Source organism: Croceicoccus ponticola, from assembly GCF_004004515.1.
In the GTDB taxonomy this organism is placed as follows: domain Bacteria; phylum Pseudomonadota; class Alphaproteobacteria; order Sphingomonadales; family Sphingomonadaceae; genus Croceicoccus; species Croceicoccus ponticola.
In genome coordinates, this window is sequence record NZ_RXOL01000001.1 from 1,032,054 (window position 1) to 1,055,021 (window position 22,968).

23 protein-coding genes are annotated in these 22,968 nt (G+C 62.1%); 14 read left to right on the forward strand and 9 right to left on the reverse strand.

The features are described from left to right. Positions 1–6: 6 nt before the first annotated feature. The 6 genes from EKN06_RS04925 to EKN06_RS04950 form a co-directional block, all read right to left on the reverse strand. Positions 7–756 carry an alpha/beta fold hydrolase gene (locus EKN06_RS04925; RefSeq protein WP_127611701.1) on the reverse strand — a complete coding sequence of 250 codons (750 nt, stop codon included), beginning with the start codon at positions 754–756 and terminating at the stop codon, positions 7–9. Beyond that, positions 756–1,781: an aspartate-semialdehyde dehydrogenase gene (locus tag EKN06_RS04930; protein WP_127611702.1), complete on the reverse strand. Its 1,026-nt coding sequence runs from the start codon at positions 1,779–1,781 to the stop codon at positions 756–758. The genes EKN06_RS04925 and EKN06_RS04930 overlap by 1 nt, the downstream gene beginning before the upstream one ends. Before the next feature lie 134 nt (positions 1,782–1,915). Beyond that, on the reverse strand, positions 1,916–2,914 hold the full coding sequence (gene egtD, locus EKN06_RS04935; RefSeq protein WP_127611703.1) for an L-histidine N(alpha)-methyltransferase: 999 nt from the start codon (positions 2,912–2,914) through the stop codon (positions 1,916–1,918). 14 nt (positions 2,915–2,928) lie between these two features. Beyond that, positions 2,929–4,158, reverse strand: coding sequence for an ergothioneine biosynthesis protein EgtB (gene egtB, locus EKN06_RS04940; RefSeq protein ID WP_127611704.1), 1,230 nt, complete (start codon positions 4,156–4,158; stop codon positions 2,929–2,931). Between the two features lie 73 nt (positions 4,159–4,231). Continuing rightward, positions 4,232–5,605: a class II 3-deoxy-7-phosphoheptulonate synthase gene (locus EKN06_RS04945; protein ID WP_127611705.1), complete on the reverse strand. Its 1,374-nt coding sequence runs from the start codon at positions 5,603–5,605 to the stop codon at positions 4,232–4,234. Between the two features lie 168 nt (positions 5,606–5,773). Continuing rightward, positions 5,774–8,722 carry a M16 family metallopeptidase gene (locus EKN06_RS04950; RefSeq protein ID WP_127611706.1) on the reverse strand — a complete coding sequence of 983 codons (2,949 nt, stop codon included), beginning with the start codon at positions 8,720–8,722 and terminating at the stop codon, positions 5,774–5,776. Between the two features lie 176 nt (positions 8,723–8,898). Here EKN06_RS04950 and EKN06_RS04955 point away from each other — a divergent pair, with 176 nt between their 5' ends. The 12 genes from EKN06_RS04955 (at position 8,899) to EKN06_RS05010 (ending at position 18,443) form a co-directional block, all read left to right on the forward strand. Continuing rightward, the gene (locus EKN06_RS04955) at positions 8,899–9,474 is read left to right on the forward strand and encodes a NifU family protein (RefSeq protein WP_127611707.1); all 576 of its coding nucleotides are present in this window, start codon (positions 8,899–8,901) and stop codon (positions 9,472–9,474) included. 22 nt (positions 9,475–9,496) lie between these two features. Continuing rightward, positions 9,497–10,123, forward strand: coding sequence for a tRNA (adenosine(37)-N6)-threonylcarbamoyltransferase complex dimerization subunit type 1 TsaB (gene tsaB, locus EKN06_RS04960; protein ID WP_127611708.1), 627 nt, complete (start codon positions 9,497–9,499; stop codon positions 10,121–10,123). A 26-nt stretch (positions 10,124–10,149) separates the two neighbouring features. Beyond that, on the forward strand, positions 10,150–10,593 hold the full coding sequence (locus EKN06_RS04965) for a GNAT family N-acetyltransferase (protein WP_164843931.1): 444 nt from the start codon (positions 10,150–10,152) through the stop codon (positions 10,591–10,593). Positions 10,594–10,802: 209 nt separating this feature from the next. After that, positions 10,803–11,237: a Ros/MucR family transcriptional regulator gene (locus EKN06_RS04970; protein ID WP_127612003.1), complete on the forward strand. Its 435-nt coding sequence runs from the start codon at positions 10,803–10,805 to the stop codon at positions 11,235–11,237. A 113-nt stretch (positions 11,238–11,350) separates the two neighbouring features. Next, on the forward strand, positions 11,351–11,770 hold the full coding sequence (locus tag EKN06_RS04975) for a Fur family transcriptional regulator (RefSeq protein WP_127611710.1): 420 nt from the start codon (positions 11,351–11,353) through the stop codon (positions 11,768–11,770). 4 nt (positions 11,771–11,774) lie between these two features. Beyond that, positions 11,775–12,500, forward strand: a complete 726-nt coding sequence (locus EKN06_RS04980) for a lysophospholipid acyltransferase family protein (RefSeq protein ID WP_127611711.1) — start codon at positions 11,775–11,777, stop codon at positions 12,498–12,500. A gap of 85 nt (positions 12,501–12,585) precedes the next feature. Next, complete coding sequence (miaB, locus tag EKN06_RS04985) at positions 12,586–13,914, forward strand: tRNA (N6-isopentenyl adenosine(37)-C2)-methylthiotransferase MiaB (RefSeq protein WP_127611712.1); 1,329 nt, start codon at positions 12,586–12,588, stop codon at positions 13,912–13,914. Between the two features lie 62 nt (positions 13,915–13,976). Next, positions 13,977–14,879 (forward strand): META domain-containing protein, encoded by a 903-nt coding sequence (locus tag EKN06_RS04990; RefSeq protein ID WP_127611713.1) that lies wholly within the window; start codon positions 13,977–13,979, stop codon positions 14,877–14,879. A gap of 238 nt (positions 14,880–15,117) precedes the next feature. Then, the gene (locus EKN06_RS04995) at positions 15,118–16,068 is read left to right on the forward strand and encodes a PhoH family protein (RefSeq protein ID WP_127612004.1); all 951 of its coding nucleotides are present in this window, start codon (positions 15,118–15,120) and stop codon (positions 16,066–16,068) included. Further along, entirely contained in the window at positions 16,065–16,562 is a 498-nt protein-coding gene (gene ybeY / locus EKN06_RS05000; RefSeq protein ID WP_127611714.1) for an rRNA maturation RNase YbeY, read from the forward strand. The genes EKN06_RS04995 and ybeY overlap by 4 nt, the downstream gene beginning before the upstream one ends. A gap of 46 nt (positions 16,563–16,608) precedes the next feature. Further along, positions 16,609–17,559, forward strand: coding sequence for a hemolysin family protein (locus tag EKN06_RS05005; RefSeq protein WP_127612005.1), 951 nt, complete (start codon positions 16,609–16,611; stop codon positions 17,557–17,559). Continuing rightward, complete coding sequence (locus tag EKN06_RS05010) at positions 17,559–18,443, forward strand: LysR substrate-binding domain-containing protein (RefSeq protein ID WP_127611715.1); 885 nt, start codon at positions 17,559–17,561, stop codon at positions 18,441–18,443. Before EKN06_RS05005 ends, EKN06_RS05010 begins: the two co-directional genes overlap by 1 nt. On the opposite strand, the gene EKN06_RS05015 is transcribed toward EKN06_RS05010, so the two are convergent. After that, the gene (locus EKN06_RS05015; RefSeq protein WP_127611716.1) at positions 18,444–19,322 is read right to left on the reverse strand and encodes an alpha/beta hydrolase family protein; all 879 of its coding nucleotides are present in this window, start codon (positions 19,320–19,322) and stop codon (positions 18,444–18,446) included. A 69-nt stretch (positions 19,323–19,391) separates the two neighbouring features. After that, on the reverse strand, positions 19,392–19,856 hold the full coding sequence (locus EKN06_RS05020; RefSeq protein ID WP_127611717.1) for a peptidylprolyl isomerase: 465 nt from the start codon (positions 19,854–19,856) through the stop codon (positions 19,392–19,394). Positions 19,857–20,144: 288 nt separating this feature from the next. Here EKN06_RS05020 and mgtE point away from each other — a divergent pair, with 288 nt between their 5' ends. Beyond that, a complete protein-coding gene (mgtE, locus tag EKN06_RS05025; protein ID WP_127611718.1) occupies positions 20,145–21,641 on the forward strand; it encodes a magnesium transporter in 1,497 nt (498 codons plus the stop codon). 23 nt (positions 21,642–21,664) lie between these two features. Then, entirely contained in the window at positions 21,665–22,057 is a 393-nt protein-coding gene (locus EKN06_RS05030) for a DUF1489 family protein (RefSeq protein ID WP_127611719.1), read from the forward strand. Here EKN06_RS05030 and nudC read toward each other — a convergent pair. Next, entirely contained in the window at positions 22,054–22,917 is an 864-nt protein-coding gene (gene nudC / locus EKN06_RS05035) for an NAD(+) diphosphatase (protein ID WP_240654602.1), read from the reverse strand. The genes EKN06_RS05030 and nudC overlap by 4 nt on opposite strands. Positions 22,918–22,968 lie beyond the last annotated feature (51 nt).

Sequence of the window (22,968 nt, forward strand, 5' to 3'; positions counted from 1 at the left end):
CGCTGATCAGCCCGCGAAGAAGCGGACCAGTTCATCGCCCAGTGCCGGTTCGGAAACGCAGCTCATGTGGGTGCCCGGTATTTCGGCGAAAGTCGCATTGGGCAGCTTTTGGACCAGCGTTTGGGCAGAGCCGTTGTCATGATCCTTGTCGCCGTTGATGACCCGCGTCGGCATCCTCACTGCGTCGAGGTTGGATAGATCGGTTCCGGTCATCGACAAGAGCAGCGCGCGCATCGCGACACGGTCGACCTTCTGGGTTTTCATGAACGATTTGGCAAAGAATGCCGGGTCGCCCATGCGGATGTCGTCGTAGCGGTCGATAGCGTCGATGAAAAAAGCGATGCGCTTGTCCCAATCGACGAGCCCTTCCCAACCCATCCCGACGAGCGCAAGCCGTTCGGGCGTGACGCCTGCCAACACCGCATTCAACGCCGTGCGCGCACCAAGCGAAAAACCCGCAAGGTCGAACTGTCGGAGTCCGAAATGGGCGAGCACATCTTCGAGATCGCTGACGAGCACGCCAGCGCCATAGGAGTCGTGCGGGGCATCGGACATGCCATGGGCCCGCAGGTCGGGCATGATGACGTCGAACCCCGCATCAGCAAGCTTCTGCGCCGTACCGAACTTGATCCAGTTGACCTCGGCACTGGAAAACAGCCCATGGAGCAGCACGATCGGCTTGCCCGCGCCAAGGCGGTGGACGGCCAGCCTGGTGCCGTCCGCAGCCGTGACGTAGGTCATTAGCGGCGCTGTCATCAGCCCTTCTTGAGGTGGCGGCGGCCCAGCAATTCCGCGATCTGCACCGCGTTCAGCGCCGCGCCCTTGCGCAGGTTGTCGCTGACGCACCACAGCGCGATGCCGTTGTCGACCGTGGAATCGTCGCGCACGCGGCTGATGTAGGTAGCGTAATCGCCGACGCATTCGACCGGCGTGATATATCCGCCGTCCTCACGCTTGTCGATGAGCATGATACCCGGTGATTCGCGCAGGATGTCCTGCGCCTGTTCGGCCGAAAGCTCGTTCTCGAATTCGATGTTCAGCGATTCCGAATGGCCCACGAACACGGGTACGCGCACGCAAGTGGCGTGAACCTTGATTTTCGGGTCGAGGATCTTCTTGGTCTCGGCGACCATCTTCCACTCTTCCTTGGTGGAACCGTCGTCGAGAAACACGTCGATGTGCGGGATGACGTTGAAGGCAATCTGCTTGGTGAACTTGCGCGGCTCGACCTGATCGCCGACGAAAATCGCGCGGGACTGTTCGAAAAGTTCGTCCATGCCGGCCTTGCCCGCGCCGGAAACCGACTGGTACGTCGACACGACCACGCGCTTGATCCTCGCCGCGTCATGCAACGGCTTGAGCGCGACGACCATCTGCGCGGTCGAGCAGTTGGGGTTCGCGATGATGTTTTTCTTCTTGTACCCGTCGATAGCCTCGGGATTCACCTCTGGCACGATCAGCGGAACGTCGGGGTCCATGCGATAAAGCGACGAATTGTCGATCACCACGCAGCCAGCTGCCGCCGCCTTTGGCGCATATTCCGCAGTCGGTCCCGATCCGGCCGCGAAAAGGGCGATGTCCCAACCGGTGAAATCGAAATGCTCGATGTTCTTGCATTTGAGCATCTTGCCAGTGTCGCCAAGCTCGACCTCGGTCCCGTGCGAGCGCGAGCTGGCAACAGCCGCGATCTCGTCAATCGGGAACGCGCGCTCTGCCAGGATGGCGAGCATTTCGCGACCGACATTCCCGGTCGCACCGACGACGACTATCCGGTAACCCATTTCGATAACTCGCTGCATGTGTTCACGCGGAAACAACCGCAGGATCGCGGGTCCGCTAGGGGAGCGGTGCCGTTAGCGCCGGTGAGCCCGGATCGCAAGGGCTCGCACATGCAAACCGGTCAATATTGCGCCCATCACGGCGCCATGCGAAACTCACTTGCGTCGGCGAGGATCAACATGAAACGATCGTGCGCGTCACGCCAATGATGCGTCGGCGTCCAACCACCCGCCAGCAACAACGCATTGGCGCTGCGCCGGGTATATTTGTGGCTGTTCTCGGTGTGGATGGTCTCGCCGCGCGCCATGTCGAAGCGTTTGTCGCACACGGTGAAGGACATGTCGCGCTGCGCCTCCAGATGCATTTCGATCCGTGCGATCCCATCGTTCCACAGGGCCCGGTGCGCAAAATAGTCGACAGGAATCGTGCCTGCCAGTTCGCGATTGATCCTGTGCAACAGGTTCAGGTTGAAAGCCGCCGTAACACCCTGCGCATCGTCATAGGCAGACTGAAGCACGGCTGTGTCCTTCACCCGATCCATGCCGATCAGCAGTTTTGCAGCCCGATCGCGACCATCGCACAGCGTTTCACGCATTTCGCGCAAAAGATCGACCGCGGTTCGGGGCACGAGGTTGCCGATGGTCGAGCCGGGAAAGAAACCGAGCCGCGGCAGTCCGTCGATCGCGTCGGGCATCGCCACACGCTTGGTAAAATCTGCTTCCACGGGACAGACCGGCAATCCGGGAAACTTGGCAGAAAGCTGTTCGGCCGATGCGCGCAGGAAATCGCCGGAAATGTCGATCGGAACATAGGCGGCAGGCGCGATAGCCTGAAGCAAAAGCGGCGTTTTTGCCGAACTGCCGGAGCCGAATTCGACGACTGCTGCACCTTTGCCGACAGCGTCCGCAAATTCCGGCCCATTGGCCTTCAGAATTTCGGTTTCGGCACGGGTGGGATAATATTCATCGAGTTTCGTGATATCTTCGAAAAGCTCCGATCCACGCTCGTCATAAAACCATCGCGCCGGAATGGCCTTTTGGCGCTGCGACAGCCCCAAAAGCACGTCAGTGCGAAATGCGCGGTCGATCCCGCTGTCGTCTTCGTCGACGATCCTCATGGCTTCGGTAACGGGCATGGGCGATCCTTGGCCTAGGTGTCTTTGGCAAGGCGCAGGGCAGTGAACTGCCAGCGCTGATGCGGGTGAAAGAAATTGCGGTAACTGGCGCGTGAATGACCGCGCGCAGTGGCGCAGGATGCGCCTTTCAGCACGAACTGGCCCGACATGAACTTGCCGTTGTATTCGCCCACCGCGCCGGCGACGGGCTTGAAGCGTGGATAGGGAAGATATGCGCTTCGCGTCCATTGCCAGCCCGAACCGAACAGCGAAGTCGTCGCACGCGGCATGATCGCCGCAGCTTGGTCCAGCTGGTCACCCCCAGACGGATCTGCCTGCGACGCCAATGCTTCCCATTCGAACTCGGTCGGCAGGCGATGGCCCGCCCAAGCAGCAAAAGCATCCGCCTCGTAATAAGAAATGTGCGTGACCGGAGCATGCGGAACGCGCGACTCCCAACCGGCATGGGTGAACTGATCGTCATCATGCCAATATAGCGGCGCTACAATGCCTTCGGCCTGCACCCAGGCCCATCCATCGGATAGCCAGAGCGACGGTGTACGATAACCCCCGTCAGCGATGAATTCGGCCCATTCGCCATTGCTGACGAGGCTGCGCGACAGGGCAAACGGTTCGAGCAGAACACGATGGCGCGGGCCTTCGTTGTCGAACGCGAATGGCGCGCCGTTATGACCGATCATCGCGATGCCGCCGGGATGTTCGAGCCAACCTGTTGCAGTGTCCTGAGAAGCATGTGCAGCATGGTCGAACATCCCCGGGCCCAGCGGGTTTTGGAACAACGCGTGCTTGATATCGGTCAGGAGCAGTTCTTGATGCTGCTGTTCATGCGCGATGCCAAGGGAGATCAGTTCGGAGCAATCCTCGCGATCGAGCAGCACCTCCATCGCCTGATCGATCGCATGGCGATAAGAAATGACTTCTTCGAGCGTCGGGCGCGACAGCATGCCGCGCGAAAAGCGACCGATGCGCTGGCCCTCTGCTTCGTAATAGGAATTGAACAGGAACGGAAAGCGCTCGTCGTGCAAGCGGAAATCGTTCGATCGATCCCGCAGCAAGAATGTCTCCCAGAACCATGTCGTGTGGGCGAGATGCCACTTGGTGGGACTCGCATCCTCCATCGACTGGATCGTCGCGTCGGCGTCAGACAGGTGCGCGGCTAGCGCCTCGCTCAGCGCGCGGGCATGGCGAAAGCGTTCCGCCAGGGTATAGTCGGCACCGTCGAACGGGCGGTGGGCATGCTCCATGCCCGGTATAATGCACGAAGAGCGTTACAGTTGCGATGCGGGAAAAATTAACCCCGCAGCATGGTACACTGATTCAAGCTGCTTCCGCCTTGCGAACCGCGGCTTCGGCGTTGAGTTCTTCGGCCAGAAGGAACGCCAGCTCGATCGACTGCGCGCCGTTCAGGCGCGGATCGCAATGGGTGCGATAACGGTCTGCAAGGCCTTCGTCCGTGATGGCGACTGCACCGCCGGTGCACTCGGTCACGTCCTGTCCGGTCATCTCGATATGGATGCCGCCGGCGTGCGTACCTTCGGCGCGGTGGACGGCGAAAAAGCCCTTCACCTCAGACAGTATGCGATCGAACGGACGGGTTTTCAGCCCCGATTCCGCCTTGATCACGTTTCCGTGCATCGGGTCGCAGGACCAGACGACGGGGTGTCCTTCGCGCTTCACGGCGCGAACAAGCGGGGCCAACCCAGCTTCGACATTTTCATAACCAAACCGGCTGATGAGCGTCATGCGCCCGGCTTCGCGCGATGGGTTCAAAGTGTCCAGCATCTTGAGCAACGCATCGGGATCGAGGCTCGGCCCGCATTTCATGCCGATCGGATTGCCGACACCGCGCAGGTATTCGACATGGGCCGAACCGTCGAAACGGGTGCGGTCGCCGATCCACAGCATGTGAGCGCTGGTATCGTACCAGTCGCCGGTCAGGGAATCGCGACGGGTCATTGCCTGTTCGTAAGGCAGCAGCAGCGCTTCGTGGCTGGTGTAGAAGCTGGTGCCCTGCAGCTGAGGCACAGTGCGCGGGTCGACGCCGCAGGCTTCCATGAAATCCATCGCTTCGCCGATCCGGTCGGCGGTCTGTGAAAAGCGTTCGCCCCACGGGCTGCGGTCGATATGGTCGAGCGTCCACTGATGCACCTGCCGCAAGTTGGCGTAACCGCCGTTCGCGAAAGCGCGCAGCAGGTTCATCGTTGCTGCGGATTGGCCATAGGCGCGGACCATCCGCTCAGGATCGGGCTTGCGGCCTTCGGCCTCGAACTGGATGTCGTTGATGATGTCGCCGAAGTAGCTCGACATCTCGACATCGCCCTGCTTTTCGGTCGCAGCCGAACGCGGCTTTGCGAACTGGCCGGCGACGCGACCCACCTTTACGACCGGCTGCTTGCTGGCAAAGGTCAGGACGACCGCCATCTGCAACAGGACGCGGAACGTGTCGCGGATATTATCGGGATGGAATTCGGCGAAGCTTTCCGCGCAATCGCCGCCCTGCAACAGGAAACCGCGACCGTTGGCGACTTCGCCAAGATCATGCTTCAACGCGCGCGCTTCACCGGCAAAGACGAGCGGCGGGTAAGTCGACAGGCGCTGCTCGACATCGGCCAGAACCGATTTGTCCGCATATTCCGGCAGATGCCTTCCTTCGAAGGACTTCCAGCTGTCCGGGCTCCAGTTGCTCGCCAATTTACCTGCTCCGCGTGAATTCTATCGGGGTGGTTCCGCGCCGCCGTCCCGAAAGGCGGCGTTCGATATCGTCCGAAATGTCGGAATGGGTGGCCAATACGACCAAGAACCGCGCATTGCAAAGGTTTCAGCCGTAAACAATGCGATCACGACAATCGGCAAAAGCGCTTATCGGGCGACGGTACCCTCCATGCCTTCGGGCACGACCGCGATCTCGAACGCCCGCGAATTGTCGAGGAACGCCTTGGCGAGGATCTGCATCGCTTCGGGTGTCGTATCCGAATAGTCATTGAGGATCGTGCGCACGTCCTTCAATCGTTGGGGATCGCGCGCGCTGCCGGCAAGCTCGCGCAGCCAGAAACCGTTTCCGCTCGACGCGCGACTTATCATCTGGCGCAAAGGCTCGGTTACGCGGGTCAGTTCCTCTGCCGTGGGCGGCGCGGCAACGAGAGCCGCCGCGATCTTGCGCGCCTCTTCATAGAATGCGGGCACGTCCTTGGGCTGCAATTGCGCGTGGGCGAGTATCATGCCGCCGCTCCGCCGGTCGAGCGGCCAGCGCGACCCGACGTTTGGGGCATAGCTTGCTCCCAGCCGTTCGCGCATCGCATCGAACAGCCGGTTGTTGAATACCTCCGTCAAAATCGACAGCTGGCGCGAAATCTGGATTCGGTCGCGGCCCGCGCTCGTCGGCCAGCCGATCACAGCGGCGGCCTGGTTCGCGTCGCCGCGATGAGTCAGCACGACAGGCTTGTCCGAAGGGGCCGGAATCTTCGACAGGTCAGGCTGCAACGGCGCAGCTTCGCGCGGCGGCAAGGCGCCGAACGTGCGGTTGAGCGCGGCGATGCCCTCTGCCCGGTCGAAGTCGCCGAAAATCTCGACCTGAATCGGACCGCTGGCCAGGATCGGCTCCCAGACCCGGCGGAAACCGGCCATGTCGGCTTTTGCCAGCATCGCCGGTGTCGACGTCCCGAAACGCGGGTCCTTGCCGCGCAGCAGGTAATCCAAATCGCGTTCGAACACGCCTTGAGGGTTGGTGCCGAAACTGTCGTAGCCCGATGCCATCGCGGCCTTCGTGCGTTGCAGCGGGCTTTCGTCCCAACGCGGCGTCGCAAGCTTGGCGGCGAACAGGTAAAGCTGGTCGGCAAGGTCCGCCGCGCGCGTCTCGGCGCCGAACACGAAGGTGCTATCCTCGATCCCGAAATCGAGACCGAGCTTGCGGCCAGTGGCCAGTTGGTCGAGATCGTTTTGCGTCAACGGCCCGATGCCCGCCCCCATCAGCGCGAATTCGCCCAGCTCGATATAGGGTGCATCGCCTGCCTTGAACGCACCATATCCGTTGCCGAAACGCACGCGAACCGACACGCGGCCGGGTTCGGCATCGCTGGCCCAGACTAGCGCCTTCACACCGTTGGACAGGGTCAGGGTGTCGATTTCCAGAATTCCTGACGGTTCGGCGGACACGACTGTCCCCGGCGTGCCCAGAGAAGGCAGGTCGGCAAAGGCGATCTGCTTTTCCTCCACCCGCGCCGAACCGTCGGCCTCGACCGGGGCCAGCATCGCGGCGCGGAATGCCGCGACGTCCCCGTCGCTCGCCTTTGGGACGTTAAGTATGCCGCGCAGGACCGAACCGGTGAACAGCTCGCGCGTACGCTTCTGAATCACGTCGGGCGTTACCTTGCCCTTCAGCCCGTGCAGAACGGTCAGCACGGTATCCGGCGCGGCGACGGTTTCACGGATGTCGACCGCTTCGACGATGTTGTTCGACAAGTCCGACGCCTGCTGCACCGCTTGCGTTTCGACGCCGATCGAGAACGCGTTTTCGAATTCCGAAAACTCGCGCGCGATCTCGGCCTCGCTCGGCGGCGTGGCCAGCGCATCGGCGATGACCGCGCGAACGTCGTCCAACGCGGCGCGCCAGTCACCGTCCAAAGGACGGATCGAAACGAACGTCATTTCGGCAGACCGGCTGACGCTGTCCTGCCCGACTTGCGCGGCAAGGTAGCTGCCGCCTGCCCGCGCCCGCCCTTCGAGCCGTCGGTTTACGATCGCCATCGCCAGCTGATCAGTCAGCCGACCCTGATTGTAAACGATGGTGTCGGCCACCTTTTCCCACGGTCGCATGACGACATAGCTGATGTTGGTCGGCAGATCGGGCTCGACCAGCACGTTCAGCCTGTCCACCGGCGCCAGCGCGCCTGCGGCCTGTTGGGCATTGGGGCCGGCCACGGGGTCGCCATAATCTGGCGAGGGTTCAGCTTTGCCCTGTACTTTCCAGCTGCCGAAATGTTTTTCCAGCATCTGGATCATGACCGCCGGATCGGCGTCGCCCGCGACGGAAATGACGGTATTGTCAGGCCGATACCAACGCTTGTGGAATGCGCGCACGCTCGCTTGCGTTGCGCCCTCCAGCGTCGCGACGGTGCCGATGGGCGACCGGTCCGCCAGCCGCATGCCTGCAAAATACGTCTCGCGCGTCGCATCGCCGACACGCTTGCCGGCACCGCCGACTTCGCGCATTTCGGCTAAGACGATGGGCACTTCGGCGCGCACGCCCGCTTCGGACAATGTCGGTGCCGCGACCATGCCTGACAGCAGCTTGAAGGTTTCCTCGAGCTTTGTCGGGTTCATGTCGGGCACGTCGAGCTTGTAAACCGTGTGGGTCGGCGTCGTTTCGGCATTTGTGTCCGACCCGAACGTCGCGCCCAGTTCCTGCCATCGCGGGATCGTCTCCCCGGGCTTGAGATACTTTGATTCGCGAAATGTCAGATGCTCGATCAAATGCGCAAAGCCGCGCTCGCTATCGGTCTCATTCAACGATCCGGCATCGACCCTGACGCGGATCGACAACTGATCCTGCGGCACTTCGTTGAAACGCACGGCATAGCGGATACCGTTGGACAATTCGCCGAACTGCCATTCGGGATCGGGCGGAATGTCGCTGCCGCGATAGATCCATGGCCGATCCAGCTGCACCTTGGGCCATTCGCGCACTGCTTCGGCGGTGGGGGCCGGCTGCGCGAAAGCGGGCGGGGCGAAAACGGGCAAGGCGAAAACCGTTGCGGCAAGAGCAGCGATGATCAGCGCGCCAGCGGGCGCAACGCGGTTCAGGACAGTCATGTGCGGCATATATGGCCGCGATGGGTGAAGCGCCAGTGAACACGCCATCAAACCCGCCGCTTACGCTAATTCCCAAGCGTCAATCCGCTTCGCGATAGCCTCGTCCACGACGCTTGCCCGGTCAGTTTGCGAAATGACCGCTTGAACGGCGCGCCAAGGGGCCTAAATCGGCAGCCATGTTCATTGAAACCGAAACCACGCCCAATCCTGCCACGCTCAAGTTCCTGCCCGGACGGCAGGTCATGACATCCGGCACGCGCGAATTCACCGATCCCGAAGCGGCGGAGATTTCGCCGCTCGCCTCGGCACTTTTTTCGGTTGGAGACGTCACCGGCGTATTCTTTGGCGGCGACTTCATCTCTGTCAGCGCCGCGCCGGGTACCGACTGGTCGCAGTTGAAACCGCAGGTCGTTGCCGTGCTGCTCGACCATTTCGTGACCGAATCCCCGCTGTTCACGGGGGGCGATGCTGCCGGTATCGCGGTCCCGGACGACGATGACGAATTCACCGACGATCCGGCCGATGCCGACGTCATAGCGCAAATCCGCGAACTCATCGAAACGCGGGTTCGCCCCGCTGTTGCCGGCGACGGTGGCGACATCATTTATCGCGGGTTCCGCGAAGGGGTCGTTTTCCTGACGATGCAGGGCGCCTGTGCCGGCTGCCCATCCTCTTCGGCAACGCTGAAGCAAGGGATCGAGGGGCTGCTCAAGCATTACGTCCCCGAAGTGAACGAGGTGCGCGCGGCCTGATCGGTCGCAGCATTCCGTCACGATGAACCGCACGCTTGTCATTGATAGCGCGACCGACGCCTGTTCGGTCGCGCTGTTTCAGGATGACGAACTGTTGGCGGGAGAGTGGGTTCGCCTTGGTCGCGGCCATGCCGAACGTCTGATCCCGATGATCGCCGAACTGCCCGGACGGGGCATGGCAAACCGTATCGCGGTCGCGCTTGGCCCGGGCAGTTTTACTGGCATTCGCGTCGGGCTTGCGGCGGCAAAGGCGCTTGCGGTCGCATGGAATTGCGAACTCGTCGGCTATCCCACGCTCGCGCTCCTTGCCGCGCAGGGACAGAAATTGCACGGCAAGCGCGAACTCGCCGTTGCCAACACCGGCGGCCACGGTGAATGGTTCGTCGAAGAATTCGGAGCCGATGGGGCGAGCCTCGCGCCGGTAAAGTCGCTCACCCCACAAGACGCCGCCGGACTTGTCCGCGCGGACCTGATCGTCGGCAGTCAGGCGGAGGCGTTGGTGGCAAGTCGCGGGCGTGGCACGGCAGCCCCCCTATCGCCCGACGCGCGCCAATTCGGGTCTCTGGCGGAAGCCGCGCTGCTCACTGATTTGCGCCCTCTCTACGGCCGCGGCCCCGACGCCAAGCTGCCAACGAAGCGAGCGTCATGATGGCCACTCGCGCCGAGATTCGCGGCATGATGGACGTGATGCTCGCCGCCTTCGACCCGAAATACGGCGAAGCGTGGAACGAGCAACAACTGACATCGTCGATGATAGTGCCGGGGACGCGTTTTGCGATTATCGACAGCGCTGGTGTCGTTGGTCCGCCGTCCCCATCTGTGCGGACCGCAGGTTTTTATCTTGTTCGGCAGGTAATCGACGAGGAAGAATTGCTGTTGATCGCGGTAAATCCCGAGTATCGGCGCAACGGTCTGGCATCGCAGCTTATGCGGCACCTTTTCGCGAGTGCGGCAGAGCGGGGCACGAGAAGAGTTTTTCTAGAGATGCGCGCCGATAACGAAGCTGGTTATTTCTACGAGAACTTCGGGTTCGAAACCGTCGGCCTGCGCAAAAGTTACTATCGCGGAGCCGATGGCAACATGCGCGATGCAAAAACGCTTTCGGTCCCTATTTCGTAAATGCCGCGAGGTAAAATCAAACAAGTTTGTCTTTTGCTTAAATTTCAAAAAAAAGTTATTAATTTCTCGTCAGTTACTGCGAAAAAGAAGTGGTTGTTGCGACTAGCAAGAGCCTCTATACGGCGAGATAGCCAAGTGTTCGCTCAATTATCCCCCAATCGCTCCCCCGGCGAAAAGCGACCTTGGCCATCAAGACGAGGTATTTGGCAATGGAACAGTCCGAAATGGACATCAAGGAAACCCTGATTACGCTGACGTCCGACATCGTCGCGGCTCATGTGAGCAATAATCCGGTTTCCGTCGATGAAGTGCCGGCTTTGATCAGCAACATCTTCAACGCTCTCGCCGGTCTCGGCACCCAGACCGGCGAGCCCGAGGCACCGCCAGAACCCGCAGTTTCGGTGCGTTCGTCGATCAAACCCGACTACATCGTATGTCTCGAAGATGGCAAGAAGCTGAAAATGCTGAAGCGCCACCTGATGACGCACTACAACATGACTCCGGATGAATATCGTCAGCGCTGGAATCTGCCTGCCGACTATCCGATGGTCGCCCCCAATTATGCGGAAAAGCGTCGCGAATTGGCAAAGAAGATCGGCCTGGGTCGCAAACCCGGTAGCCGCAGGCCTGCAAAGAAGTCCTGATCCCCGACCCAATGGCCTGAATTCGGGTCACGGGCGGTTGCACAATGTGGCGGGCGATCTATGATCGTTCCGCTCAAGGCATCCGCCCGTGACCCGAAGGTTTTTTGCAAACCGTGCCCAATCGTATCGATATCGAAGCCATCTGCGCCGAGCGCGGCCTGCGTATTACGGAGCAGCGCCGGATCATCGCGCGCGTACTTTCCGATAGCGAGGATCACCCCGACGTCGAACGCCTGCACGAACGCGCTTCCGCGATAGATCCACGCATCTCGATCGCCACGGTCTACCGCACCGTTCGCCTGTTCGAGGAAGCAGGCATCCTCGACCGCCACGATTTCGGCGATGGCCGCGCCCGGTACGAAGCATCGCCGGAGGCGCATCACGATCACCTGATCGACGTCGAAACCGGTAAAGTCGTCGAATTCGTCGATCCCGAACTCGAAGCGCTACAACGCCAGATCGCGGAACGGCTGGGCTTTCGACTGGTCGACCACCGGATGGAACTTTACGGCGTTAAGCTGGACCGAGACTGACCTTATGATGCGCCGCTTGCGGATCGGCATAAGGCTGGCCGCGATGGCGGCATGGTTGCTGGTCTGCATTCCGGCCCACCTCGTCATCTATGGCATTTTGCGACGCCGGATCGTGCCGCCAGTTTTTCTGGGCGGCATTGCTCTCATTGCCGGTGTCCGTATCGACACGGCCGGAAAGTTGGCCCGGCCCCGCGCCATCCTGCTTGCCAACCATGTCAGCTGGCTCGACATTCCGGTTCTGGCCGCCACAACCGGGGCGGCATTCGTCGCACATGACGGGCTGGCCGACAGCAAGTTCCTGAAATGGCTGTGCGAGATGAACGATACCGTCTTCATCGCCCGCACCCGTCGCGCCACCGTCGCGCATCAGGTTTCGCAAGTGCGCGAGGCGCTGGACACGATGCACATGCTGGTCCTGTTCCCTGAAGGAACGACCGGCGACGGCAGCGCGCTGCTGCCGCTGAAAAGTTCTTTGTTATCGGCCATCGAACCCACGCCGGAACATGTGAATGTGCAACCCGTACTTGTCGACTACGGCACTGCGGCACGCGAAATCGCATGGGTGGGTGACGAGCCTGGCTTGGAAAATTTCTTCAGGTTGCTTGGCCGTCCACGCGCTTTGCCGGTGACCGTCCGCTTCCTGGAGCCTTTGGCCGGGACCGACCTTGCGGGACGCAAACACATTGCGCGGGCCGCACAGCACGCGCTGACGCGGGCGATTGCCGGGTAATCGCTATCGCGGGCATGGCGCGCACCGCCTGATCCTGGCGCGGCCGATCTTCTATTGTGTGGCGAAAGCGCGTAAGGGCCCGGCCATGACCACAATTCCCACTCCCAAAAGCTTCCGCGTCAAGAATTTCGGCTGCCAGATGAACGTCTATGACGGCGAACGCATGGCGGAATTGCTCGGCGCGCAAGGGATGGAGGCCGCTGCCGACGGCGAGGATGCCGATCTTGTCGTGTTGAACACCTGCCACATACGCGAAAGGGCAGTGGAAAAGGTGTATTCCGAAATCGGACGACTGCGCCGCGACGATGGCAGCGCGCCCATGATCGCCGTTGCCGGCTGCGTCGCTCAGGCCGAAGGCGACGAAATCATGAAGCGCGCCAAGGACGTGCGCATGGTCGTCGGTCCTCAGGCTTATCACCGCCTGCCGCAAATGATCGAGAAGGCCAGTGCCGGCGAGCGCGTGACCGACACCGACATGCCGGCAGAAGCGAAATTCGCCGCCCTGCCCGCCCGCCGCAAACGCGCGCCGAGCGCGTTCCTGACTGTGCAGGAAGGGTGCGACAAATTCTGCACCTATTGCGTCGTTCCCTATACTCGCGGGGCCGAAATCTCACGACCGTTCGCCGACTTGGTGGAAGAAGCAAAGCGGCTGGTCGATCAAGGTGCGCGCGAAATCACGCTATTGGGCCAGAACGTCAATGCCTGGGACGGGGATGACGATCGCGGGCGCGCCGTCGGCCTCGACGGTTTGATCCGCGAACTGGCGAAGCTGCACGACCTCGCCCGCATCCGTTATACCACCAGCCATCCCAACGACATGAGCGACGCACTGATCGACGCTCATGGCGAAATCGACAAGCTGATGCCCTACCTCCACCTTCCGGTTCAGGCGGGGAGCGACCGGATACTGGCCGCGATGAATCGCAGCCACAGCGTCGACAGCTATTCGCGCCTGATTGAACGCGTGCGGGCGGTGCGGCCCGATATTGCGATCAGCGGCGACTTCATCGTCGGATTTCCGGGCGAAAGCGATGCCGATTTCGAAGCTACGCTCCGCCTCGTCGAGGAAATCCGCTACTCCGCCGCCTACAGCTTCAAATATTCGCCCCGGCCCGGCACGCCAGCCGCGACGATGGATGGGCAGGTGGCGGCCGATGTGATGGACGAACGTCTGCAGCGGCTGCAATCGACGATCACGCGCGGTCAGTTGGCCTTTAACGCGGCCAGCGTCGGACGTGTCTGCGACGTGCTCGTCGAACGCACCGGCCGACGCAACGGACAATGGCTCGGCAAGACGCCTTGGCTTCAGTCGGCGCACTTTGTCGGCGATTGCAAGGTGGGAGACCTGCTGACGGTCGAACTGGTCGAAGCCGGCCCGAATTCGCTTTCGGCTCGCGTCGTCGGCCCGGTTTGAAGTTTGATCGCGGACGCCAGCCGACCTTGCTTCAAAGTGGCATGGGCGGAATAACTGCCGCCATGTTCCCTTGGTCAGTCCGCCCGAACCTACTTGCCCTTGGCGCCTGTTTCGCGCTGGCCGGCTGCGATGCGCCGCCTGCGGCAAAGGCCGATGCAGATCCGGTTGCCGCCTCGCCAACCCCCGCCCCCGCGCCATCGGCATCAAATTTTCCGGGCGCGCGGACGGAGGGTACGAAGCAGCTCGACTACGGCTTCGCGCCCATCACGTTCGATATGGCGATGACGAGCTGGCTAGTCGTGCGGATCGACGGCAAGCCGATGAACGAGATGTGGGACGATCCGGTGACCGTCCAGTTCGGGACATCCACGCTCAGCTGGAACGGCTGCAACGCCCATCGGGGGCTTTACGTGCAAAGAGGCGGCACCTTTGCGACCGGACCGCTGACCGCCACTACGACGCGCTGCGCGCCGATGCCGGATGGGGTGATTGCCTCGGTGTTGGCAGGCCAGCCGATGATCGCCCAGAATGCCGAGGGTAAGATCATGCTTGCCACTGCCGCCCATCGGCTGACCTTGTCCCAAATCGACGGTTCGCCTCGGGAAAGCGCCGCCCCGGCCATCGACCGGGCGCCTTTTCGGTTGCTGACCGAAGACGGCGGCGCGCGTCCGCCGATCCTGTCGTTTGAAAAGGGCACTTTTGCCGTTTGGGTCGATTGCCCCGGTGCGATCACCGGCAAGGTTTCCGTTTCGCAAGGCCGGATGAAAACGGCGCATGTCGCAATGCGCGCGTGCGATACCCATCGGCCTACCGCGACGAACGCGCTGAAGGAATTTTTCGCCGCTTCCCCAGCCATTTCGCGCGGCCCCGATGGCGAATTGCTGTTGAGCGATGGAGACACGGTAATAGGCGGAAATCAGTGTTATACCGACACGAAACCCTGCGCCCACGCCGTGGCGAAGTAACCGTCCGACGCGCCATCCGTGCATAGCGGCGTTCGCCGTCTTGTCAGCGCGCGGCGGCGACCTATCTTCGAACCATACCCGAGTCGCGTGGGGCGCGCCCCCGCCCGACGCCGATAAAGGATATCGAGTGAGCCGCAAACAAGCGCGCGTACCAGCATCCCATTCCGGCAACGGCGATGAGCCCGTTGCAAGCCATTCCGGTGGGGCCATCCTTGGCCACGGACGGGCAAGGACCGAGATGGATTTCGAGAACCAGGAAGTTCTCGGCACCCTGTTCGGCCAGTTCGACGCCAACCTCGTCCAGATCGAAAACCGGTTGGGCGTTTATATTTCGGCTCGCGGCAATCGTATCCAGATCGAAGGGCCCGAAGACGCCGTCGCGCGCGCGCGCGATGTCCTGTCGGGCATGCATACCCGGCTGAAAGAAGGGTTCGAGCTGGATCAGGGCGCCGTAGAATCGCTGATCGCGATGTCGAGCGAGCCGACGCTCGAAGGCATCATCACGGGCACCGACAAACGCCCGCCAGTGATGATCCGCACGCGCAAGAAAACGATCGTGCCGCGTTCCGCCGCTCAGATCGACTACATGCTCGCCCTGACCAGCCACGAGATCATTTTCGCGCTCGGTCCCGCGGGGACCGGCAAGACATACCTTGCCGTCGCGCAAGCGGTGGCGCAGCTCATCACCGGCAGCGTTCAACGGCTGATCTTGTCGCGCCCCGCGGTGGAGGCCGGCGAACGGTTGGGCTTCCTGCCGGGCGATATGAAGGACAAGGTCGACCCTTACCTGCGCCCGCTTTACGACGCGCTTTACGACTGCCTTCCGGCCGAACAGGTCGAACGCCGCATCGCCAGTGGTGAGATCGAGATCGCACCGATTGCCTTCATGCGTGGTCGGACGCTGGCCGACGCCTTCGTCATTCTCGATGAAGCGCAGAATACCACGCCCGCCCAAATGAAGATGTTTCTCACCCGATTCGGTCAGAACAGCCGGATGGTCGTGTGCGGAGATCCGCGACAAGTCGACTTGCCCGGTGGCGATGCCCATTCGGGCCTTGCCGACGGGGTCCGGCGGTTGGAAGGCGTGGATGGTATCGCCGTCAGCCGCTTTACCGCAGCGGACGTCGTGCGGCACCCGATCGTGGGCCGGATCGTCGACGCATACGAAGGTCCCGACGCCATCCCATGACCGCGCCGACGCTTGAACTGGATATCGACCCGGTCTGGGGCGATACGATCGATTGGGAAGACTTGGCCGCCAGCACGGCGGAAGCGACTGCAGTCGAAGTGCCGCAGATCGCCCATGCCTCGATTCTCGTCAGCGTCGTGCTGGCAGATGATGACGAAGTCCATGCCTTGAACCGGCAATGGCGGGCCAAGGATAAGCCGACCAATGTCTTGAGTTTTCCCATGATTGCGCCCGAAGAGCTGGACGACATCGACGACCGTTCGCCCACCATGCTGGGCGATATCGTCCTCGCGCACGGGGTCTGCATGCGCGAGGCGAGTGAGAAATCTGTTGCACTTGCGAACCATGCAACCCATCTGCTGGTGCACGGCCTGCTCCATCTTTGTGGTTACGATCACGAGACGGGCGAGACGGAGGCCGAGGCGATGGAGGCGTTGGAAACGCGCATTCTGAAACGCCTCGGAATTTCCGATCCTTACGGGGAAACCGCCTGAAGTTCAGGACGGGCCGTACGAGCGGGAAGGATTGGTGGAGCCGACCATGTCGGACGGCGATTTCAGTGGTGACGCGCGCAACCCGGAGCCTGAGCGACGGGGGGAAAAGCGATTCTTGTGGAACCGTATCCGCGATTTCTTCGACGGTAACGAAGGCGACCTGTCGCTTCGCGCCCAGATCGAAGAAGCGATCGACGAGCACGAGGAAGAAGAGCAGCGCGACGGATCGCCGCCCGAAAAGGGCGATCTCTCCGCGATCGAGCGCCAGATGTTGCGCAATCTCCTGCATTTCAGCGAACACGATGCCGACGATGTCGCCATTCCGCGCGGCAAGATCGTGGCGATAGACCGCTCAGCCTCTTGGGAAGAGATGGTCGAGACCTTCAGCGAACACGGCCATTCGCGCATGCCCGTTTACGCCGATTCGCTCGATCACGTGATCGGGATGATGCACATCAAGGACGTCTTCCCGTTCCTTGCCTGTGGCAAAACCCCGCCCACCGACTGGACCAAGCTGATGCGCCAGCCGCTTTACGTGCCGCAAGCGCGCGGAGCGCTCGACGTGCTGGCCGATATGCGCGCGCGTCGCGTTCATCTTGCGATCGTAGTCGACGAATACTCGGGCACCGACGGGATCATCACGATCGAGGATCTGGTCGAGGAAATCGTCGGCGACATCGAGGATGAGCACGACGATGCCCCAATCGACCTGCTGGTTCCGCTGGATGCAGGTATGTGGGACGCCGACGCCCGGGTCGAATTGGACGAAGTGGCGCGCCGTGTCGATCCGCGCCTTGCTGAGGTCGAAGAAGCTGTCGACACGCTTGGCGGATTGGCCTTCGTGCTGGCCGAAAAGGTACCGATGGTCGGCGATATAATGCATCACGCCAGCGGCTGGAAGCTGGAGGTCATCGCAGGCAACAAACGGCACGTCGAACGCCTGCGACTGCACCCGCCCATGCGCGACGACGAGATCGAGGGCGAGCAAGCCGACTGATGGTTGCCCGCAGACTGCCCCCCTTGCGCTCGCTCGAAGCGTTCGTGCGCATTGCCCGGCTCGGTTCTGCCAAGGCAGCAGCCGAGGAACTGGCGCTAAGCCCGTCCGCGCTTTCGCGCAGGCTTTCGGCGCTCGAGGATTTTACCGGCAAAAAGCTGTTCAACCGCAAGCATCAGGCCATGTCGCTGACCGACGATGGACAATCACTGTTCGATGCGATCGCGCCCGTGTTGGAAGAACTGGCCGAAAAGATCGGGCAGCAGATGGCAGACAGCAAAGTGATGCGCTTGAGGCTGAGCGTCATGCCCCTGTTTGGCGGGCAGCGGCTCGTGCCGCGACTGCCCGAACTGCGACAGTTGTATCCGTCGCTTCACATCGACATGGATTCGTCCGCTCACCCTGTCCCGAAGCTTGGCGACACGTTGGATGCCGCGATCATGTTGGCGGATGAACCCGACGCGCGGCTGCATTGCGTCAGGCTCGATCACAATCGCGTCCATGCCATCGCCTCACGCGAACTCGTCAGGGAGTTGGGAACGACGCCGAACCCTGCGCTGCTGGCAAAGCAGAGTTTCCTGCTTCATTCCGAAATGATGAAAAGCTTCGATGCGTGGCGCGCCGCGACGGGGCTGGATGCGCGGTTTGAACCGACCGTCGATCACTATGACAGCGGGCCTTTGCTGCTGGAGGCTGCGGCACAGGGTCTTGGCATCGCGATCATGCATGGCGATCACCTTGCGCGATCCAACGACGACCGGCTGGCCACGCTTTACGACCTGGAGGTTGAAAGCCCATACAGTTACTGGTTCGTCTGCAAGCCACGCGCGCTTGAAAGCAGACCGGTGCGCCTGTTCCACGACTGGCTGGTCAACGCCGGACTGTAATCAGGGCGCGGAATTTACGGCTGCGCCCTCTCCGCCCGTGGTCCGCGGCGGATCGATCTCGTTACGCCGCGCCGAAATTGCTGCTGCGTCGTCGTCGATTGCGGCCACCCACGTCAGGCAATCGGCCAGCCGCCGCATGTAGTGCTTGGCCACCGGGTCGATCGTCGTCTGGCAGTCGATGACGTATCCGTCCCATGCCGCGTCGGATGAAAGCGCGCGGACCCACGCCGCGATCTCTCCCGATTCCGTTACCGCGATGTGTACCGGGCCGCTCCAGTCATCGGGCTTGGCCAATGCCGTTCCGCTTGCATTGGGGTTGAAGAGGTAGGACGACAATGTGGGCGGGCCCTGCCCGTCCTCAGCCTCCAACGTCTTCATCACATGGTCGGTTATCCGTCCGCCCAGCGAATGGCCGGCAATGGCGATGGGCACAGTCGCATATCCCGCATCGTCGAGACCCTTGCGCACCAGTCGATACGTTTCCAGTCCGCGCGGACCCTGTCGCCCCAGCAAAGTGCCGTGCCACCAATCCTTGGGCCCCTCGGTCCCGCGATAGACAAGGACGACTTCGCTCAACCGACCGGCATCGTCGAACCGGTCGAACAGCGAATAGGCATAGCCGTAACGATCGTCGACCGTGGCGTAACGTTCCTTCAGTTCCGGCCGAAGGACATACGCGCGGTCGAGATAGGCGTCGCTTTGCTCCGCTTCCTGCCAATAGGCGTTCTGCGCCAGCTGTGCATATTCCCATGTTTCGGCAGCCACGGCGCGGGATTGCGGACACCAGCCCCCCGGCCCGCCGCAATCATGCGGCAGCCGGGTGACGTCATGGGCACAGCCGCCCACAAGCGCGGCCGCGAACAGGATGGGGAGCGCCACAAGGCGTCTCCCCAAAATCGATGGCATGCGGGTCACTGGGCCTGCCCCGATCCGCATGCCAAAGTCGGATCAGCCAACGGTGGCCTTGACGATCTTGCCGGGCTTTGCCGGCGGTTCGCCCTTAGGCAAGGCATCGATCACGTCCATGCCGCTCTCGACTTCGCCCCACACAGTGTACTGGCGATCGAGGAAGCCGGCATCGTCGAAGCAGATGAAGAACTGCGAATTCGCGCTGTTCGGCGCGCTGGTGCGGGCCATAGAACATACGCCGCGAACGTGCGGGTGATCGTTGAATTCCGCCTTCAGATCAGGCTTGTCCGAACCGCCCATGCCGGTGCCGTTGGGGCATCCGCCCTGCGCCATGAAGCCTGGGATGACGCGGTGAAACTTCACGCCGTCATAAAAGCCTTCGCCAGCCAGTTCCTTGATGCGCGCGACATGGCCGGGAGCGATATCCGGCAGCAGCTTGATCACGACATCCTTGGGGTTGCCGTCACCGGTATCGATCGAAAGCGTCAGTGTATCGTCGGACATGAAATCTCCGTTTCAGTAATGATCGCATGACACCGACCCGATTGATCGGCGGATCCATTGCCGGGCGGATATAGGGATTGGGCGCGCAAAGTCATCCCCGCGCTATGCCCGAAAAATCCCCAGACCTGTCCACAACGATGTCCACAACCCATCCACAGATGCGCAACCGCGCGCGCCGAGGCCGGTTGGCAGTTGCTTTTGCGGCGCAGCAATCTAGACACGGCGGCACGGCGATGAAGCGACAGGGGGCCATGCGCCCTCCCCACCCAAAGCGAACGATAGGGCATCATGGACCGCAACGATCCGACCCTGCAGGATGACGAACGTCCCGACGGCGGCCCCGTGCACGGTGCCGACGACGACGGCGTGGACGAAGCCCCGCGCCACGGGGACCGGCGCGGTGACGAGGCCAAGCCGGCCGAAATCGAGCATCTCGACGAAGACGACCGCCTGACCCGTGAATTCGTGGAGGCGGTCCGCGAGGCTGTCCACGCAGACGACGACGACCGCGTCTACCAATTGGTCGAACCGCTGCACCCTGCCGACATCGCCGACCTTATCGAGCTTGTCCCCGCCGAGGAACGCGTAGGGCTGGGCAAGGCCATCGCCGAATTGATGACCGGCGAGGTCATTTCTGAACTGAACGAACACGTCCGCGACGCTCTGTTCGAACAGTTGTCGCCCGATGCGGTCGCGCAGATCGCGGAACAGCTGGAAACCGATGACGCGGTCGCGCTGATCGAGGATCTTGACGACGCCGACCAGCGCGCCGTCCTTGCCGAGCTCGACCCCGAAGACCGCGCCGCGATCGAAGACGCACTGTCCTTCCCCGAAGAATCGGCAGGCCGGCTCATGCAACGCGATCTGGTCGCGGTGCCCGAACACATCACCGTCGGCAACCTGATCGATTACTTGCGCGACAACAGCGACTTGACGACCGAATTCTGGGAAGTCTTTGTCGTCGACCCGGCACATCGCCCGGTTGGCGCGTGCCAGCTGTCGTGGATTTTGCGCACCCCGCGGCACATTCCGATTTCGGACGTGATGAAGCGCGATCAAACCCTGATCCCGGCGACGATGGATCAGGAAGAAGTCGCCCTGCGCTTTCAGAAATACGCGCTGATTTCCGCAGCGGTCGTCGACAGCGCGGGCCGCCTGATCGGCCAGATCACCGCCGATGACATCGTCCACATCATCCAGGAAGAAGCGAGCGAGGACGCCCTGCTGATGTCGGGCGCGGGCGAAGGCGACATCAACCAGCCGATCCGCGAATCCTATACCGAGCGCGTACGCTGGCTGATCGCGAACCTTGGTACCGCTTTGATCGCATCGTTGATCATCGCAGCGTTCGGCGCGGCGATTGAAAAGCTGGTCGCGCTGGCCGTGCTGATGCCGGTCGTCGCATCCATCGGCGGTAACGCGGGTACGCAGACGATGGCGGTGTCGGTCCGCGCGCTGGCGATGAACCAGCTGACGCAATCGAACACCTTGCGCGTACTGTGGCGCGAAATGCGCGTCGCAATGCTGAACGGCGTGACGGTCGCGGCGCTGATCGGTGGGGCGACGGCGTTCATCTTCGAACCGATGCTGGGCCTCGTGATCGCGACAGCGGTCGTCATCAACATCATCACCGCCGGTTTCGCAGGGGTCGCGGTGCCGGTCATTTTCGACAGGCTCGACCAAGACCCGGCGGTCGCGTCATCGGTCTTCGTGACGATGATCACCGATTCGATGGGCTTTTTCGCGTTCCTCGGTCTTGCCGTCGCGTCAGGACTGGTGGGTTAGGGTAAAGCGCCCATATCGGTGCGATGCCGCTGCACCTGACCAAGATCGCCTTTGGCGCGAAATCCTATGCCGACATCGAAAAGTGGTTCGAAAACCGGCCCCGCGTTTCGCTAACAACTCGCTACTGCCCCACACGTGTTGCGGAGATGGAGGGCGGATCGCTGTACTGGGTCCACGAACACGCCATCGTCGCGCGCAGTCCGATCATAGGGTTCGAGCGGTTGGAGACCGGGCGCTGGTCTATCGACCTCGAACCGCGCCTCATTCGGGTGCACAGCCGCCCGAAACGGGCCCATCAGGGCTGGCGATACCTGAGCGACGCCGACGCTCCGCCCGACATGGCAGAGGGCGACGATGCGGGCGATGTCCTGCCCGGTCGGCTGTTGGGCAAACTTTCGAAGCTGGGGCTGGTCTAGCCCGCGTCTAGCCACATGCGGATCAGCCGGTGCGCGATGGCATAGCGCGGAGGCGGATTGAACGAAGCGGCACGCCCCGACATCGCGTCGCGCACTTCGCCTTCGTCGAACCAGCGCGCGTCGGCGAGTTCGGTACGATCGATCACGATCCTGTCATGGAACGTCACCGCCGCGCATCCGATCATCAGCTGCGACTGCATCGGCCAAGGCTGGCTGGAAAGGTAACGCACTTGCGCGACGGGCAGGCCGGCCTCTTCCATGACTTCGCGCCGCACCGCCTCCTCGATCGTTTCGCCCGGCTCGACGAAGCCGGCCAGTGCCGAATACAATCCTTCGGGAAAGCCCAGCCCGCGGCCCAGCAACAGGCGTCGGCTGCCATCTTCGGCGCGGTGTTCGACGGTCATGATCGTGACCGGATCGACGCGTGGAAAGTGTTGCGCGCCGCAAGTGTCGTTCAGGCACATCCGCTGCCATCCGCCTTTGGTCAGGCTGGTATGCGATCCGCATTGGGCGCAGAAACGATGGCGTGCGTGCCAGTCGACGATGCTGCGCGCGCCGGCGAATATGCCGAACTGGCCGTCGTGCATCGACATCATGGCAGCCATGAACTGCCGCCGCTCGTCCCGCACCGGCATGCGAGGCACAGTGGCGAAACAACCGCGATCGCCGTCGATGCCCAAAAACACGAGCTCCGCATCGTCGTCCGCATCGGCGAGCGAGTCCCAAGTCAATCCGCCATCGTCGGCCAATACCGGCAGCAGCCCTTCGAGCCGTAGCAGCCGGGCGCGCATTCCCATGTAGCTGGCCAGGGCATCGGGGTCGGCGCGGATATGGTCGGCGCGGTCAAGTTGCGTGATCATGGTTGTCATCTTAAAGGCAACTACCCGCGCCAGTTAAACCGCGCAACGTGG